The sequence below is a fragment of the Flavivirga spongiicola genome, assembly GCF_030540825.1.
GTDB lineage: Bacteria > Bacteroidota > Bacteroidia > Flavobacteriales > Flavobacteriaceae > Flavivirga > Flavivirga spongiicola.
Genome location: NZ_JAUOEO010000001.1, coordinates 3108111 through 3123946 on the forward strand (window position 1 = coordinate 3108111; position 15836 = coordinate 3123946).

The window sequence follows — 15836 nt, forward strand, 5'->3', positions numbered from 1 at the left end:
TGAGGGATGAGGAAATCAAATTATCATTTTAAGTTTGAAGATTTAACCATTTATGTTAGGGCAATGGAGTTTGGAGAGTTGGTAAATGGTTTAGTTAAAAAGTTTCCAAAAGAAGAACGGTTTGAGTTGTCTTCGCAATTCAAAAGAGCAGCAGATTCGATAGCATTGAATGTCTCTGAAGGTTCAAGTGGAACTGATAAACAATTTCATAACTATTTGGGTAATGCATGGCATAGTGCACATGAATGTGTTTCTTGTAGTTCAAAAGCCCAAATGAGAAATTATATTACAAATGAAGAAGATGAGGAAAATAGAAGGATACTAACCGAATTATCAAAAATGATAACCACGTTAAGAGTTAGGATTTCAAAAAGAATTAAATAATTTTAAATGTCAACTAAAAATAAACCTATAGCCTCACACCTCATTCCTTACCGAATGTTAAGCCAAGACGCCTACAGCCAATGGTTAGGTATTGAAATTTTAGAAAGTGAGATTGGACGTGTTAAGGTAGCCATGACTATTCGAAAAGAGATGCTTAACAGTATGAATTATGCACATGGAGGAATTAGTTATTCGCTTGCTGATACAGCTTTCGGATTTACCTCAAACACACATGGGAAGTATGCAGTCTCTATTGAAACAAGCATTAATCATATAGAAGCATTAAATGAAGGTGATTATTTAGTCGCAGAATGTGTTATTGAAAAAGTAAATAATAAATTAGGGTTTAACATCGTAGAAGTAAAACGAGGAGATGAATTGGTTGCGCTATTTAAAGGTGTGGTTTATCGTACTCAAAAAGATTGGGAATAAACAAATTCCTGCGTAGGCAGGAATCTCATAATAGAAAGAAAAAACAAATTCAAGACGATCCCTCTATAAGTAAGTGTTTAGGGAGAGAGTTAATTTTGAGTAATAATTAATAAGATACCTGCCTGCGCAGGCATTACTATGAAAGAAGCATACATAATAGACGGTATTAGAACACCAATAGGGAGTTATAAAGGCACTTTGTCCGCTGTTCGTACAGACGATTTAGGGGCTATTGCTATTAAAGAAATTGTAGAGCGTAACAAGAATATTCCTAAAGACGCTTATGATGATGTTATCATGGGCTGTGCAAACCAGGCAGGAGAAGATAACCGTAATGTAGCACGTATGTGTTCTTTGTTGGCAGGGTTACCATTTACAGTTCCGGGAGAAACCGTTAACCGTTTATGCAGTTCGGGATTATCAGCTATTATTCATGCGAACAGAGCTATTAAAGCTGGAGATGGCAATGTGTTTATAGCAGGAGGTGTTGAGAATATGACGCGTGGTCCATACGTTATAGGAAAGCCGTCGACTGGATTTGGAGGTGATTCTAAAATGTACGATTCTACGTTTGGATGGCGTTTTATTAACCCGAAGATACATAAACTATATGGTACAGACGGTATGGGGAATACTGCCGAAAACCTTGTGGAAATGTATAATATTTCTCGTGAAGATCAAGATGCTTTTGCGTATTGGAGTCAAATGAAAGCAACCAGAGCGCAAGAAAATGGGCGTTTAGATAAAGAGATTGTTCATGTTGAAATTCCACAACGGAAAAAGGATCCAATTATTTTTTCAAAAGATGAGTTTGTAAAGCCAACAACAACGAAGGAAGTATTGGCAAAATTACGCCCAGCTTTTAAGAAAGAAGGAGGAAGTGTTACTGCTGGAAATTCATCGGGATTAAATGATGGAGCAGCAGCTACGATTATTGCATCAGAAAATGCTGTAAAACAATATGGATTAAAACCAATAGCAAGAATAGTAAGCTCAGCTGTAGTTGGTGTTGAGCCAAGAATCATGGGAATCGGTCCAGTGCAAGCTTCGAATAGAGCATTAGAAAAAGCAGGTTTAACTATGGACGATATCGATGTTATAGAATTAAACGAAGCATTTGCTGCACAAGCATTAGCATGTACCAGAGCTTGGGGATTAGCAGATAACGATCCAAGATTAAACCCAAATGGAGGTTCTATCGCCATTGGGCATCCATTAGGTGTTACAGGAGCTAGAATTGCATATTCAGCAGCTTTAGAATTACAAGAACAACAAAAAAGATATGCATTAGTTACCATGTGTGTTGGAGTAGGGCAAGGATATGCAGCAATTATAGAAAGAATTCCTGCGTAGGCAGGAATCTCATAATAAAAGAAATGAAACATTGGTGCGTCTATATAATGGCAAATAAACCTAACGGAGTAATTTATATAGGTGTAACCGATAATATTGATGAAAGAGTAAAAGAGCATAAAAATAAAATTTATCCAAAATCTTTTACTGCAAAGTATAATTGTGAAAACCTTGTTTATTTTGAAGGGTTAGAAAATGGAAAAGAAGCATCAATTAGAGAAAAACAATTTAAAAAATGGAAAAGAGAATGGAAAGTAAAACTGATTGTAGAAATGAATCCTAATTGGTCAGATTTAAGTGTAAATTGGAATTTAGATAATAAAGAATTTAGAGTTAATAAATAAAAAAGATACCTGCCTTCGCAGGCATTTATTATGAAAAAAGCACAAAATTATGTTACAGGTCAATGGCAAAAAGGCACAGGTGATGGTGTTCCTATGTTTGATGCTGTAACGGGAGAAGTGATTGCGTTATCCGATACTACAGGTCTTGACTTTGCTGAAATCTTACAATACGGACGAGATAAAGGAGAAACTTTGCGCAAAATGACTTTTCAAGAGCGGGGAAACATGCTTAAAAAATTAGCATTGTATCTTGTTAAGAGAAAAGATGCATTTTACGAGCTAAGCTATAGAACAGGAGCTACAAAAATTGATAGTTGGATAGATATTGAGGGTGGTTTTGGTAACCTTTTTGCTAATGCTTCATTGCGTAAATTGTTTCCAAATCAGTCCTATCATGTAGAAGGAGATCCAATCGATTTATCTCGTGGCGGACGCTTTATGGCTCACCATATTATGGTGCCCAAAAAAGGTGTTGCCATTCACATTAATGCTTTTAATTTTCCAGTTTGGGGCATGCTAGAAAAGTGTGCTGTTAACTGGATGGCTGGTGTTCCTGCTATTGTGAAACCAGCAACAAATACAGCCTTTTTAACCGAAGCTGTTGTTAAAGAAATTATAGCATCTAACATATTGCCAGAAGGTGCTTTGCAATTAATTACAGGTTCTGCAAGATCTATATTAGATACGGTTCAATCTCAAGATGTTGTAACTTTTACAGGCTCAGCTTCAACAGGTCGTTTATTGAAATCGCATTCACAAATTATAAATGAATCTGTTCCATTTAATATGGAAGCTGATTCTTTAAATTCATCTATATTGGGTGAAGATGCCATTCCTGGAACGCCAGAGTTTAATATTTTTATAAAAGAAGTACGTAAGGAAATGACCGTAAAAGCGGGACAAAAATGTACAGCTATTAGGCGTGTTATTGTTCCAGAGAAATTGGTTGAAGATGTACAAATTGCATTAGGAAGTGCTTTGGATAAAGTAACTATAGGAGATCCAAGGCTTAAAGAAGTACGTATGGGGTCTTTGGTAAGCAAAGACCAAGTTGATGAAGTCAGAGAACGTGTTGAAGAAATTAGTAAAACGGCTCATATAGTATATGGTAGTTTAGATAAGGTAAATGTTATTGGAGCAGATGCTAAAAAAGGCGCTTTTATTAGCCCGATCTTATTAAGAGAAGATCATCCATTTACTAATCACGCTGTGCATGAAAAAGAAGCATTTGGTCCTGTTAGTACTATTATGCCATATAAAAATTTAGATGAGGCTATAACTTTAGCTCAAATGGGTAAAGGTTCTTTAGTATCGTCAATTACCACTAATGATGATAATATTGCAAAAGATTATGTGGTCAATGCAGCGAGTCATCATGGTCGTATTTTAGTTCTTAATAGAGAGAGTGCAAAAGAAAGCACAGGGCATGGGTCGCCACTTCCAAGTTTAACACATGGAGGCCCAGGACGTGCTGGTGGAGGAGAAGAAATGGGAGGCATGCGAGGTATTAAGCATTACTTGCAACGCACCGCAATTCAGGGTTCACCAACCACATTAACAGAAATTACTGGCATTTATCAGGCAAATGCCAAGTATAAAGAAGCAGAACAGCATCCATTTAAATACCATTGGGAAGATATTCAACCAGGTATGTCTTTAAAAACACATAAGCGCACATTTACAGATACAGATATAATTAATTTTGCTAACCTTACTTGGGATCATTTTTATGCACATACGGATATAACATCATTAGATGGAAGTATTTTTGAAAAGCGAACAGCTCATGGGTATTTTATTATTTCGGCTGCTGCCGGATTATTTGTATATCCGAATAAAGGACCAGTTTCTGCAAATTATGGCTTGGAAGAATGTCGTTTTTTACGTCCTTTGTATCATAATGATACCGTTTATGTACGTTTAACATGCAAACAAAAAGTAGATAGAGATGTTGCAGGTGCAGAACACCCTAGTGGTATTGTAAAATGGTTTGTTGAGGTATTTGATGCTGACGATGAATTGGTGGCTATAGCAACCATTCTAACAATGGTTCAGAAAAAACAGGAGACATTTGTTGAAATGACAGAAGAGAAAATTCAAGAATGTTTAAATAAATTGACAGTAGATATTAAACCAAAATGGGGAAGTATGTCGGCGCAACATATGGTTGAACATTTAGAATATACTTATAGAATTGCATCAGGAGAAATACAGGATTTTGAAATTAAAACACCTGAAAAAATATTAGAAAAAGTGCATAACTCACTTTATAATTATGATAAAATGCCATATGAGCACATGTTCCCTTTAGCAGAGGAATCTAAAATTGGGGAATTAAAATCAAACAATTTAGAAGAGGCTATTATTAAACTAAATGAAGCTAGAAATAACTATTTGGAGTATTTTAAAGAAAACCCTGATGCTACTTTAAAAAATGTAGTGTTTGGAGAATTAAATAGATATGAGTGGTATTTGATGGAGCGAAAGCATTTGAATCATCATTTTGAACAATTTGGATTAATATAAACGATGTTGTCATTCCGAAAGAAGTGAGGAATCTCATGATAAGATTGCACGCATTTTATTCTTTGTAATGATAAAAAATATAAAAAAGTATGAGTGACCCTTATGTTAAAATAGATATAGAAAACGAGGTAGGATACATCGAGTTTTTTCATCCTGCACATAATTCCTTGCCAGGAAACATATTAGCAGAACTAGCCGAAACTATAACTGAAGCAGGTGAGAATGATGCTGTCAAAGTAATTGTTCTAAAAAGTGGGGGTGACCGGACATTTTGTGCAGGAGCAAGTTTTAAAGAACTTATTAATATAAATGATGCTGCAAAAGGAAAAGTATTCTTTTCAGGATTTGCAAATGTGATTAATGCGATGCGTAAATGCCCAAAGTTTATTATTGGGCGCATTCAAGGAAAAACTGTTGGAGGAGGTGTTGGTTTAGCAGCTTCAACAGATTATTGTATGGGAACAAAATTCGCAGCAATCAAATTAAGCGAGCTAAATATTGGTATTGGACCTTTTGTTGTGGGACCAGCAATAGAACGTAAAATGGGATTGAGTGCGATGTCTCAGATTGCTATAGACGCTAATTCATTTTATCCTGCAGAATGGGCAAAACAAAAAGGCTTATTTACGCATGTATATGATGGTACTGAAGAACTTGATGAAGCTGTAAAAGTGACAGCAGAGCATTTATGTACTTACAATACAGAAGCGATGATGGAAATGAAAAAGGTTTTTTGGAAAGGAACAGACCATTGGGATGAACTATTAGCAGAGCGAGCAGAAACAAGTGGACGATTAGTTTTAAGTGATTTTACAAAAGAAAAATTAAAAGGGTTTAAGTGACACATTCCTGCGAAGGCAGGAATCTCATGGCAAACAAAGACAAAACATTGGTATAACCAGATAATGGTAAATAAATTTTATAGAGTAATTTATAATGGAGTTATAGATAATATTGAAGAAATAAATCACAATGGATCAGGTTTAAATTTTCATTGGTATTTAGATAATTGAGAATTTAGAGTTAATAAATAATGAGATTCCTGCCTACGCAGGAATAAGGATATGATTTACAGTTTTAAAGGATACATACCCGTTGTACACGAATCTAGTTTTGTGCATCCTTTGGCTGCCGTAACCGGTAATGTCATTATTGGCAAGCATTGTTATGTTGGCCCGGGAGCAGCCATTCGTGGAGATTGGGGGCAAATCATTTTGGAAGATGGCGTAAACGTTCAGGAAAACTGTACAGTTCATATGTTTCCTGGGAAATCTATCGTACTAAAGGAGAGTGCTCACGTTGGTCATGGCGCTATCATTCATGGCGCAAATTTGGGTAAAAATTGCCTTATTGGAATGAACACGGTCATTATGGATGATGCCGAAATTGGAGATGAATGTATTGTTGGAGCTATGTCTTTTGTAAAAGCAGAAACTAAAATTCCCGGTCGAAGTTTAGTAGTAGGTAATCCAGCAAAAATTATCAAACAAGTTAGTGACGAGATGATTGATTGGAAAACTAAAGGAACACAATTGTACCAACAATTACCAGCAGATTGTCACGAAAGTTTAAATGAAGTTGCCCCTCTAAGAGCCATTCCGGACACCATGAAAATGCAAGAAGGAGTGTATGATACGCTTCGAGATTTTATGAAAAAGTAAATGTTTACTATATTTAGTAAAAACAATAATTCAAAAACTAACAAACATTAGTTATTTAAAATAATGGAATTCGAATTTAAAATGCCCAAAATGGGCGAAAGTATTACAGAAGGAACTATCATCAACTGGTTGGTTAGTGAAGGAGAATCGTTTGATGAAGGTGATATCATTATAGAAATAGCTACAGATAAAGTAGATAATGAAGTTCCTGCACCTTATTCTGGAAGATTAGTAAAAATACTATTTGAAGCAAAAGATGTTGTATCAGTTGGAGAAGTGATTGCTTTATTAGACGTTTCAGAAAAAACAAAGTCGGCTAAACCTATAGAAATTGAAAAACCTGCTAGCCCAAGTCCAGTTGAGAATAAAGCGAAATCAAGAACTTCAAAACAAGTTCAAACACCTTCCGAAGAAAAGTTTAGTGTTTCAAATTCAAATACCTTCTTTTCTCCGTTGATTATTTCTATTGCTAAAGAGCATCACATTAGTTTTGAAGAACTAGCCAGGATTCCAGCAACAGGAAATGAAGATAGATTACGTAAAAGCGATGTATTTAGATATATAGAAGATGGGAGACCATTCAAATTTGCACAACCTGTAGCACAGCAAGACCCTACGGCCTACCGTATTCCCCAATTAAGCTTCGATAAAGGAAAAGGCAAAGTCGTCAAAATGGATCGAATGCGCCAAATGATTGCAGATCATATGGTATATTCAAAACATACCTCACCACATGTAACGGCATACGTTGAAGCAGATTTAACAAACATGGTTCATTGGAGAGATGCAAATAAAAAAGCATTTCAAGAAAAATATGGAGAACGTTTAACTTTTACGCCATTGTTTGTAGAAGCAGTTGCAAAAGCGGTGAAAGATTTTCCAAATATCAACGCATCAGTAGATAGCGGTAACATCATTGTAAAAGAAGCTATTAATATTGGAATGGCAGCAGCATTACCAAGTGGAAACTTAATTGTTCCTGTGGTAAAAAATGCAGATACTAAAGACTTAACAGAGCTGGCCGCTAATGTAAACGAACTGACAAACAAAGCAAGAGAGAATAAATTAGCAGGTGACGATATAAAAGGTAGCACGTTTACAATTTCGAATGTAGGAACCTTTGGTAGCCTCATGGGAACACCCATAATCAACCAACCTGAAGTTGCCATTTTAGCATTAGGAATTATTAAGAAAAGAGCCGAAGTTATCGAAACAGAAAATGGAGATGAAATTGCTATACGGAGTATGATGTACCTTTCTTTGTCATTTGACCATAGAGTCGTTGATGGCTATTTAGGAGGGAGTTTCTTAAAACGCGTAGCCGATTATTTCGAACAATTTGATACAAGTAGAACAATATAAATAAAGTCATACTGAACTTTCAGTATCTCATTAAATATTATGGAAAACACTATAAAAATTACCAGAGTTAAAGCGTCTAAAGTAAATGATTTAGATTTTGATAACATTCCGTTAGGAACCATTTTCACAGATCATATGTTTATTTGCGATTATGAAAATGGCCAATGGCAAACCCCAAGAATAGAGCCATTAGATTTGATTCCAACACATCCAGCAGCCATGGCTTTACATTACGGGCAGGCAATTTTTGAAGGCATGAAATCAACGTTAGACATCCATGGAAACCCTGGGCTCATTTGTCCAGAAAAAAATGGAGAACGTTTAAATTTCAGTGCACGACGTGTTGGTATGCCAGACTTTCCTGTAGCGTTATTTGTGGAAGGGCTAAAACAATTTGTTGGTCTTGAGAAAAACTGGATTCCACCACAGGAAGGAAGTGCCTTATATCTTCGTCCATTTATGTATGCAGATGAACCTTTTATAGGTATGAGAGCTGCAAACCATTATAAGTTCATTATTATAGCATCTCCTTCAGGACCATTTTTTACTAAAAGAATTAGTTTACATGCCGAAACAAAATTCATTAGAGCAGCTCAAGGAGGTACTGGCGAAGCAAAAGTCGCAGGAAACTATGCCGCAGCTATTCAACCTACGGAACTAGCTAAGGCAAAGGGGTATGACCAGATTTTGTGGTTAGATGCTGTTGAGCATAAGTACATTCAAGAAGTGGGTACTATGAATGTATTCTTTAAAATAAACGGTGAACTTATAACACCTAAGTTGGATGGTTGTATTTTAAATGGCATAAGTAGAATGTGTTCCATTGAATTGCTGCGTGCTCGTGGATATAAAGTTATAGAGCGTTTGATTTCTATAGATGAAATTATTCAAGCCTCAGAAAATAATACTTTAGAAGAAGCTTTTGGAACAGGGACTGCAGTAGGGGTAGCGATGATCCAAGATATTGGTTATAAAGACAAAACGATTCATGTTTCAGATAATAATCCAGTTGGACAAATGATTCGGGGTACAGTGCATGGTATTCGTTCTGGAAGGTTAGAAGACGAATTCGGTTGGATGGTAACTATTAAAAACGAGTTAGTTTAAAAAATAAGTATCACTTTGAGTCATTTCGGTAATAATTGAAATGGTGTCGGGAAGCAATTAAACATAATAAAAAAGATTTCCGCTTTTGTGGAAAATGACTATGAACAAGGACATACTAAAAAAAGCATTTTTAAAGCTGTGCACAGCTAAAGCGATGGCAGAATTATACGAAGCTAATTTTAAACAAGTTTCAAAATATGTACATGCTACTTCCAGAGGTCATGAAGCTATCCAAATAGCTCTGGGAATGCAGTTATTGCCTCAAGATTATGCATTTCCGTATTATAGAGACGATGCGATGCTATTATCATTTGGATTAGAGCCATATGATTTAATGTTGCAATTATTAGCAAAAAAAGAAGATCCTTTTTCTGGAGGAAGAACGTATTATTCGCATCCAAGTTTAAAGGATGATGACAAACCAAAAATTCCACATCAATCATCAGCTACAGGGATGCAAACCATTCCAGCAACAGGCGTTGCCATGGGGATGCAATATATTGAAAAACAAGGTTTAGAGAACAGTGTTACATCGAGCGCAGTCGAGATGTCTCTTAAACCAATTACTGTATGTTCTCTTGGAGACGCTTCAGTAACCGAAGGAGAAATTGCTGAAGCTTTTCAAATGGCAGCATTGAAGCAAATGCCTATTTTATATTTAGTACAAGATAACGGTTGGGATATTTCAGCAAATGAAGCAGAAACAAGAGCTCAAAATGCTTTTGAATATGCACAAGGTTTTAATGGTTTGGAAGCTATTTCTATCGATGGAGCTAACTTTACAGAAAGTTACGAAGCGGTAGAAAAAGTTATAGAAACCATACGTACAGAACGTCGTCCGTTTTTAGTACATGCTAAAGTCCCTTTATTAAATCATCACACTTCTGGCGTTAGAATGGAATGGTACCGAGATGATTTAGAAGAAGCGAGAAGTCGTGATCCATACCCCGTATTAAAACAACAATTATTAGATGCTGGGTTTTCAGAAAAGGAAGTAAATAGTATAGAAAATTCTGCAAAAGAGACCGTACAATTAGATTTTGAAAAAGCTTTAAAAGCAGAAGATCCAGCACCTGAAGATTTATTTACATACGATTTTTTGCCAACACCAGTTATAGAGGAAAAAGGAGAGCGTTCACCAAAGGACTCCGAAAAAGTAGTTATGGTAGATTGTGCTTTATTTGCTATTGAGGAGCTTATGAAAAAGCATAAAGAATGTTTGTTATATGGTCAGGACGTTGGTGGAAGATTAGGAGGTGTTTTTAGAGAAGCAGCAACCTTAGCACAGAAATTTGGAGATGATAGAGTTTTCAATACGCCCATTCAAGAAGCTTTTATAGTGGGGTCAACTGTAGGTATGAGTGCAGTTGGGTTAAAGCCCATTGTTGAGGTACAGTTTGCCGATTATATTTGGCCAGGGTTAAACCAGTTATTTACAGAAGTTAGCCGCAGTTGTTACTTATCTAACGGAAAATGGCCAGTAAGCATGATTTTACGTGTGCCAATAGGCGCTTACGGTAGTGGGGGACCTTATCATTCATCTTCAGTAGAAAGTGTGATTACCAATATTCGAGGTATTAAAATTGCATACCCAAGTAATGGTGCTGATTTAAAAGGGTTGATGAAAGCGGCTTATTATGATCCAAACCCGGTAGTTATACTTGAACATAAAGGCTTGTATTGGTCTAAAGTCCCTGGAACTCAAGGAGCAACATCAGTAGAACCAAGCGAGGATTATATATTGCCTTTTGGTAAAGCTTGGCTATTACAGGAAATCTGGAAACAGGAAGATGTAGAGACATTGACTATTGTGACTTATGGAATGGGGGTACATTGGGCTTATAATGCAACTAAAGGGATCAGGGGTCAGGTAGAGATTATTGATTTAAGAACATTATTTCCTTTAGATGAAGACACCATAATGAAATCGGTTAAGAAAACAGGAAAGTGCTTGGTAGTCACTGAAGAACCAAGCAATAATAGCTTTGCCAGAGCTTTGGCTGGAAAAATTCAGGAAGAATGCTTCAAATATTTAGATGCGCCAGTAATGACTATTGGTAGTGAAAATGTTCCTGCAATTCCATTAAACTCCATTTTAGAACAAACGATGATTCCATCTACTGAGAAAGTGAAAAATAAAATAGATGAATTATTAAACTATTAACTTTTGTACCTTTCTTTTATAGAAGTAATTTAAACGACCCAGCCAAGCTGAGTACATGTTTTTATAATTGGCTGCAAAATGCCCTTTCCTGCCTGTTGGTTAGGTTGGTGCTCCCACATTTTGTCTTTTTATTACTCCGTAGCGATGCTATGCAGTTCAAAAAAGCATTTATTTGGGAATAAAATTGCTATTTTTCGCTTTAATCTAAAAAAGCTTAAATTACTTCGTAAAATTATTTTATGTATACAAGAAGGATATTTCCAGTATTAGGAGTTTTAAAATGGACTCGAAGACACATTTTATTATTTATATTTTTAGCTATAATCCCTGCTTTTCTATTTGATGTATTGGGATTAAAATGGTTACATGTTCCTTGGTTGCCACTAGGCGTGTTAGGTACTGCCGTGGCATTTGTTGTGAGTTTTAAAAATAATGCGTCTTATGATAGACTCTGGGAAGCTCGAAAAATATGGGGAGGTATTGTTAATGCATCACGTTCCTGGACGATCATGGTAAAGGATTTTATTAATAATGATCATACCACCGAAGATAGAACAGAAGAAGAAATGCAGGCTATCAAACGGGAATTGGTACATAGGCATGTTGCTTGGTTAACAGCTTTGCGATATCAGCTTAGAGAAGATAAACCATGGGAAATGCATCTTAAGTCCGGAAAATCTAATAAAGAATTTAGAGCTTCAAAATATAGAGTTTGCGAAGACGTAGAAGATTTGGAAAGTAATATAAAACCATATATTTCGGAAGCAGAATACAAAGAGGTTTTTTCAAAAGGAAATCAGGCATCACAAATATTAGGTATTCAATCCCGTCGCTTAAAAGAACTAATGAATCAAGGTTTAATAGAAGACTTCAGGCACATGGAAATGATGAATATATTGGTTGAGTTTTATACGCTTCAAGGTAAAAGCGAGCGTATTAAAAACTTTCCATATCCTAGGCAATTTGCGACCCTAAATTATCTGTTTGTTTGGATTTTTATTTTATTAATTCCTTATGGGATTATGGAAGGGTTTGAGAGTTTTGGTGATAAAATCCTGGGGTTATTAAATAAACATGAAGAGCAAACATCCCTAATGCATGTAGCTCAGGAAACTATAGCAAAACACTTTGTATGGTTTTCTGTTCCTTTTAGTGCCTTAATTTCATGGGTGTTTCATACCATGGAAGCTATTGGAGAAAATACAGAGAATCCTTTTGAAGGAGGACCTAATGATGTACCTATTACAGATTTAAGTCGAGGTATAGAAATAGATATCAGGCAACTTATTGATGATACCGATATTCCTGAGCCATACGTTTGGCCAAATGATATTGTTATGTGATTAGGGTAGGTCAATAAGGTGTCATTCAGAGCGCAGCTAAGAATCTATTAAATAATATATTTATTTGTAATGCTATAAGATTCTTCGCTGCGCTCTGAATGACAAAATATGTTACTTTTTAGACGTATTATTTTTTATTGCTGAGCTCCCGGAGGGTATTTCGTCATGATTTCTGTTACAAACTCTTTAATGCGAGCTTCTTTTTTCTCCATATTTCTGCTTAAGTAGCCTGTTCCCATACCTTGCCAAACTAATTCTTTTTTATTGGCATCAATAAGATCTATATATAAAACACCTTGTGTGCTGGTGCTTACACTGGGCTGATTCCAACCCCAGCCCCAACCAGGACCAAAACCTGCTCCCCAAGGACCAAAGCCTCCCCAGCCCCAGCCACCATAACCCCAAGAGTTATTGTAAACGTCTACACGTTGCTGAGATTTTGTAAAAAGACTTACTAATAAATCAGGTTTTTCAGATTTTGCAAAGCCTTTAGTTAGCAATTCTGCTTCAATAGCACGAAGAATTCTTCGTTTATCTAAATCGCTAATTTCTGCTTTGTCAATGCCTGTTTTAAAAAATGCAAAGGTTTTGTATTCTCCAAAACTAGCATTCTTATCGTAATCTGCTGCGACACGCACAGAACTGCATGAGGAAACCACAATTAGCAATGCTAAAAGAGGTAAGATGTTTAATAGTTTTTTCATAGCCTTTTATTTTAGTTCTACATTACACAATTAGCCTTAAAATCATTGATTTTAAGTGCTTTTTTATTAATAATAGTATCAATAATCATACCAAGCCTTTGGTATATAGGATCATAGCAGTTGTTTGTTATCCTTTGTTCTTATCGTACCCGTATGGACAATGCCTGCATCCGCTTTCACAACAATAGCCTCTTCTTAAATGGTATTGCTCCGTGAAACAGCGATAACCTTCTGGTGTTAAGTAGTAATCACCTTCTTCAATGGGGATTATTTTTTTCATCTGATTGTATTCATTGTTTTGTATTCGTCAGATGCAATTAGCATTTTAAATATCAAAATTTAGTTATGCTTATTTCATTTTAAACAAAGATAATGTAATTTTAAAGAATTGTCATTCTCGAGAAGACGAGAATCTAATTGGTTTTTGAATGATGTAGAATATGATTTTAATTTCGAAATATTTAGTTCCTAAAGGGTATACTGGTTTTACCATTTTTCCTTTTGTGTTTTTAAAATCAAAAGATTTAAAGAGTCATGCTATTTTAGTTAATCATGAGAAAATTCATTTAAGACAGCAGCTAGAAATGTTGATAATTCCCTTTTATTTGATTTATGTTATTGAATTTTCGATAAGATTATTTCAATATAAAAAATGGGATTTAGCTTATAGAAACATTTCTTTTGAACGAGAAGCTTATGCCAATGAATTTAATTTATATTATCTAAAGCATCGATCATTTTGGCGATTTTTAAAGTATCTTCGTGCCAATGATATTTAAGTATCGAATAAGCTAAAAGTTATAACTTTAGGTATTTATCCAAAAAATAAAATAGAAAAGACTGCCTTAAGTATTTTAAGACAGCCTCTTTTATTTTTTGTAAAAGATGGATGTATTTACTTTAATGTTCTAAGAAATTCTGCCATTTTATTTTGTTGTTCATCTTTCATTAAATCAATCTCTTCTTTACTTTTTCCTTCACTTGATTTAATATAAGCATCAAATATATGACTTAAGTATATTGGAGACGTATTGCCAGTAAAACTTATTGGATTATGACAAGAAAAACAATTTGCGAGATTTTTTACATTAATATCCGAAATGTTGTTTTGAAAGGTTTGTGTAAATGTTTCCATAGTAACATTTGCACAATTCAAAGATCCTCGGGCACTTGATCCTGGTGTTGCTGCACCTATAGACCCTCCCAAACTTACAATTTTTTGGGCTTGTTGACTTGGTGTTAAACCGTCTGTATCTATCCATATAGAACCGTTGTAAAAATAGTTTTTCCAAACATCTTTAAGATTTTTTGTGACACTTGCATTTATTTCTTTTATATGATTAAAGTTTTCAGGTTCTTTTTGGCTTGTATCCATATAGCCTGATGCGGTTACTGGTACTCCGTATTGAAATAAGTCGTAAGCTTTACTTGCTAATACGGGCTTATCATCTTTGATAAATGTAATACCATCTAAACCTGTTGTACTGCCCTTTGCAAATAATAATTTATCGCTAGTTGAACTCGCGGAGTTCGCCTTCCAATCATAATTTGGCGCCATATCATTATGTTCGAAAGTAGCCCAGATAAATTCTGGATGGTTTTCTACAACGCCTACAACATGCATTCCTAATAAAGCAACCTTGGTATTTGTGTATGTTTTACCATCTTTATTAATTATGGCTGCTGTCGTTATATAATAATTATTTAATTTATCGTTTGGTACAGCTGTGGCATCTATCCAAGAAACTTTTAATTCTAAAGACCCTACAGGGAAAGTCTGTAAATTGTTTGCTGGTAATTTTCCTGATGCTAAAGCTACTTTAAAAATCTCGGCCGACTTTTGCATAATTAAGCTTGTGTGTATTGAATAGTGTACTGTAAAAGCTTTGCCGGTTGCACTATTATATGCTGGATTTGCTTTTAGTACGCCATGTTTTGAGCCTGCCTGTATAGTGTCTGTTAATACAACATTAGCTCCTTCTTGCTGTATAACAGGTTTCATAGCATCTGTAACTTGAATAATTTCTTTTTGATTGAGGAATAAAGGTAAGCCTCCTTCGGGTTTTGTTACCCATAGAAACTTTTGCCATGACCATTGATGAAAAATACAGTTTGTTGTTGAAGTGACGTCAAATGGGCTGCCTTTCCCTTCTGCTGGAGGAGGTGTTTGACTGTGAGGAAACCAACTTGCTTCAGATAAACACAAGGCATCTCCCTTTTTTTCATTGTACGTTGTTACGGTTTCATTTTTAACATCCTCTACTTTTTTTTCTTTTTTACAAGACAAAAAGCATATAGTTAAGATAGTAGCTAATAATGTAGAATTTAGAGCAATAATTGATTTTTTCATTTTAAAGAAGGTTTGTTTTTTAATTAATATTAGTAGTTTAGTTTTAGGGATCTAATGTTCATTTAAATAAGTATTGATCTAAGCAAACATTTAAATGTAAGTTATT

General features: G+C 35.2%; 15 protein-coding genes. 12 read left to right on the forward strand and 3 right to left on the reverse strand.

Going from position 1 to position 15836, the window contains the following annotated elements; translation table 11 throughout:
• Positions 1 to 6 precede the first annotated feature (6 nt).
• The 11 genes from Q4Q47_RS12465 (at position 7) to Q4Q47_RS12515 (ending at position 12676) form a co-directional block, all read left to right on the forward strand.
• Positions 7 to 384: a four helix bundle protein gene (locus tag Q4Q47_RS12465; RefSeq protein ID WP_303306986.1), complete on the forward strand. Its 378-nt coding sequence runs from the start codon at positions 7 to 9 to the stop codon at positions 382 to 384.
• A 6-nt stretch (positions 385 to 390) separates the two neighbouring features.
• Positions 391 to 816 (forward strand): PaaI family thioesterase, encoded by a 426-nt coding sequence (locus tag Q4Q47_RS12470; RefSeq protein WP_303306987.1) that lies wholly within the window; start codon positions 391 to 393, stop codon positions 814 to 816.
• Positions 817 to 954: 138 nt separating this feature from the next.
• Positions 955 to 2169, forward strand: coding sequence for a 3-oxoadipyl-CoA thiolase (pcaF, locus tag Q4Q47_RS12475; protein ID WP_303306988.1), 1215 nt, complete (start codon positions 955 to 957; stop codon positions 2167 to 2169).
• 23 nt (positions 2170 to 2192) lie between these two features.
• Complete coding sequence (locus Q4Q47_RS12480) at positions 2193 to 2513, forward strand: GIY-YIG nuclease family protein (protein ID WP_303306989.1); 321 nt, start codon at positions 2193 to 2195, stop codon at positions 2511 to 2513.
• 30 nt (positions 2514 to 2543) lie between these two features.
• Positions 2544 to 5039, forward strand: a complete 2496-nt coding sequence (gene paaZ / locus Q4Q47_RS12485; RefSeq protein ID WP_303306990.1) for a phenylacetic acid degradation bifunctional protein PaaZ — start codon at positions 2544 to 2546, stop codon at positions 5037 to 5039.
• Positions 5040 to 5128: 89 nt separating this feature from the next.
• Complete coding sequence (locus Q4Q47_RS12490; RefSeq protein WP_303306991.1) at positions 5129 to 5881, forward strand: enoyl-CoA hydratase/isomerase family protein; 753 nt, start codon at positions 5129 to 5131, stop codon at positions 5879 to 5881.
• 222 nt (positions 5882 to 6103) lie between these two features.
• Positions 6104 to 6700, forward strand: a complete 597-nt coding sequence (locus tag Q4Q47_RS12495) for an acyltransferase (protein WP_303306992.1) — start codon at positions 6104 to 6106, stop codon at positions 6698 to 6700.
• A 63-nt stretch (positions 6701 to 6763) separates the two neighbouring features.
• Entirely contained in the window at positions 6764 to 8062 is a 1299-nt protein-coding gene (locus Q4Q47_RS12500) for a dihydrolipoamide acetyltransferase family protein (RefSeq protein WP_303306993.1), read from the forward strand.
• Between the two features lie 39 nt (positions 8063 to 8101).
• Positions 8102 to 9169, forward strand: a complete 1068-nt coding sequence (locus tag Q4Q47_RS12505; RefSeq protein WP_303306994.1) for a branched-chain amino acid aminotransferase — start codon at positions 8102 to 8104, stop codon at positions 9167 to 9169.
• Positions 9170 to 9263: 94 nt separating this feature from the next.
• Positions 9264 to 11333, forward strand: coding sequence for an alpha-ketoacid dehydrogenase subunit alpha/beta (locus tag Q4Q47_RS12510; protein WP_303306995.1), 2070 nt, complete (start codon positions 9264 to 9266; stop codon positions 11331 to 11333).
• Between the two features lie 239 nt (positions 11334 to 11572).
• On the forward strand, positions 11573 to 12676 hold the full coding sequence (locus Q4Q47_RS12515; RefSeq protein WP_303306996.1) for a bestrophin family protein: 1104 nt from the start codon (positions 11573 to 11575) through the stop codon (positions 12674 to 12676).
• A gap of 134 nt (positions 12677 to 12810) precedes the next feature.
• Here Q4Q47_RS12515 and Q4Q47_RS12520 read toward each other — a convergent pair whose 3' ends face one another.
• Positions 12811 to 13380 carry a DUF4136 domain-containing protein gene (locus tag Q4Q47_RS12520; protein WP_303306997.1) on the reverse strand — a complete coding sequence of 190 codons (570 nt, stop codon included), beginning with the start codon at positions 13378 to 13380 and terminating at the stop codon, positions 12811 to 12813.
• 127 nt (positions 13381 to 13507) lie between these two features.
• Positions 13508 to 13660 carry a DUF5522 domain-containing protein gene (locus Q4Q47_RS12525; RefSeq protein ID WP_274186525.1) on the reverse strand — a complete coding sequence of 51 codons (153 nt, stop codon included), beginning with the start codon at positions 13658 to 13660 and terminating at the stop codon, positions 13508 to 13510.
• A gap of 160 nt (positions 13661 to 13820) precedes the next feature.
• Between Q4Q47_RS12525 and Q4Q47_RS12530 the strand changes: the two genes are divergently transcribed.
• Positions 13821 to 14159 carry a hypothetical protein gene (locus Q4Q47_RS12530; protein ID WP_303306998.1) on the forward strand — a complete coding sequence of 113 codons (339 nt, stop codon included), beginning with the start codon at positions 13821 to 13823 and terminating at the stop codon, positions 14157 to 14159.
• A gap of 116 nt (positions 14160 to 14275) precedes the next feature.
• Here Q4Q47_RS12530 and Q4Q47_RS12535 read toward each other — a convergent pair whose 3' ends face one another.
• On the reverse strand, positions 14276 to 15730 hold the full coding sequence (locus Q4Q47_RS12535) for a hypothetical protein (protein ID WP_303306999.1): 1455 nt from the start codon (positions 15728 to 15730) through the stop codon (positions 14276 to 14278).
• Positions 15731 to 15836: the final 106 nt, after the last annotated feature.

What these genes read in the sequence shown, in the direction of transcription:
- Q4Q47_RS12465 (WP_303306986.1), top strand. Translation starts at nt 7, where the DNA reads ATGAGGAAATCAAATTATCATTTTAAGTTTGAAGATTTAACCATTTAT.
- Q4Q47_RS12470 (WP_303306987.1), top strand. Translation starts at nt 391, where the DNA reads ATGTCAACTAAAAATAAACCTATAGCCTCACACCTCATTCCTTACCGA.
- pcaF (WP_303306988.1), top strand. Translation starts at nt 955, where the DNA reads ATGAAAGAAGCATACATAATAGACGGTATTAGAACACCAATAGGGAGT.
- Q4Q47_RS12480 (WP_303306989.1), top strand. Translation starts at nt 2,193, where the DNA reads ATGAAACATTGGTGCGTCTATATAATGGCAAATAAACCTAACGGAGTA.
- paaZ (WP_303306990.1), top strand. Translation starts at nt 2,544, where the DNA reads ATGAAAAAAGCACAAAATTATGTTACAGGTCAATGGCAAAAAGGCACA.
- Q4Q47_RS12490 (WP_303306991.1), top strand. Translation starts at nt 5,129, where the DNA reads ATGAGTGACCCTTATGTTAAAATAGATATAGAAAACGAGGTAGGATAC.
- Q4Q47_RS12495 (WP_303306992.1), top strand. Translation starts at nt 6,104, where the DNA reads ATGATTTACAGTTTTAAAGGATACATACCCGTTGTACACGAATCTAGT.
- Q4Q47_RS12500 (WP_303306993.1), top strand. Translation starts at nt 6,764, where the DNA reads ATGGAATTCGAATTTAAAATGCCCAAAATGGGCGAAAGTATTACAGAA.
- Q4Q47_RS12505 (WP_303306994.1), top strand. Translation starts at nt 8,102, where the DNA reads ATGGAAAACACTATAAAAATTACCAGAGTTAAAGCGTCTAAAGTAAAT.
- Q4Q47_RS12510 (WP_303306995.1), top strand. Translation starts at nt 9,264, where the DNA reads ATGACTATGAACAAGGACATACTAAAAAAAGCATTTTTAAAGCTGTGC.
- Q4Q47_RS12515 (WP_303306996.1), top strand. Translation starts at nt 11,573, where the DNA reads ATGTATACAAGAAGGATATTTCCAGTATTAGGAGTTTTAAAATGGACT.
- Q4Q47_RS12520 (WP_303306997.1), bottom strand. Translation starts at nt 13,380, where the DNA reads ATGAAAAAACTATTAAACATCTTACCTCTTTTAGCATTGCTAATTGTG.
- Q4Q47_RS12525 (WP_274186525.1), bottom strand. Translation starts at nt 13,660, where the DNA reads ATGAAAAAAATAATCCCCATTGAAGAAGGTGATTACTACTTAACACCA.
- Q4Q47_RS12530 (WP_303306998.1), top strand. Translation starts at nt 13,821, where the DNA reads ATGATTTTAATTTCGAAATATTTAGTTCCTAAAGGGTATACTGGTTTT.
- Q4Q47_RS12535 (WP_303306999.1), bottom strand. Translation starts at nt 15,730, where the DNA reads ATGAAAAAATCAATTATTGCTCTAAATTCTACATTATTAGCTACTATC.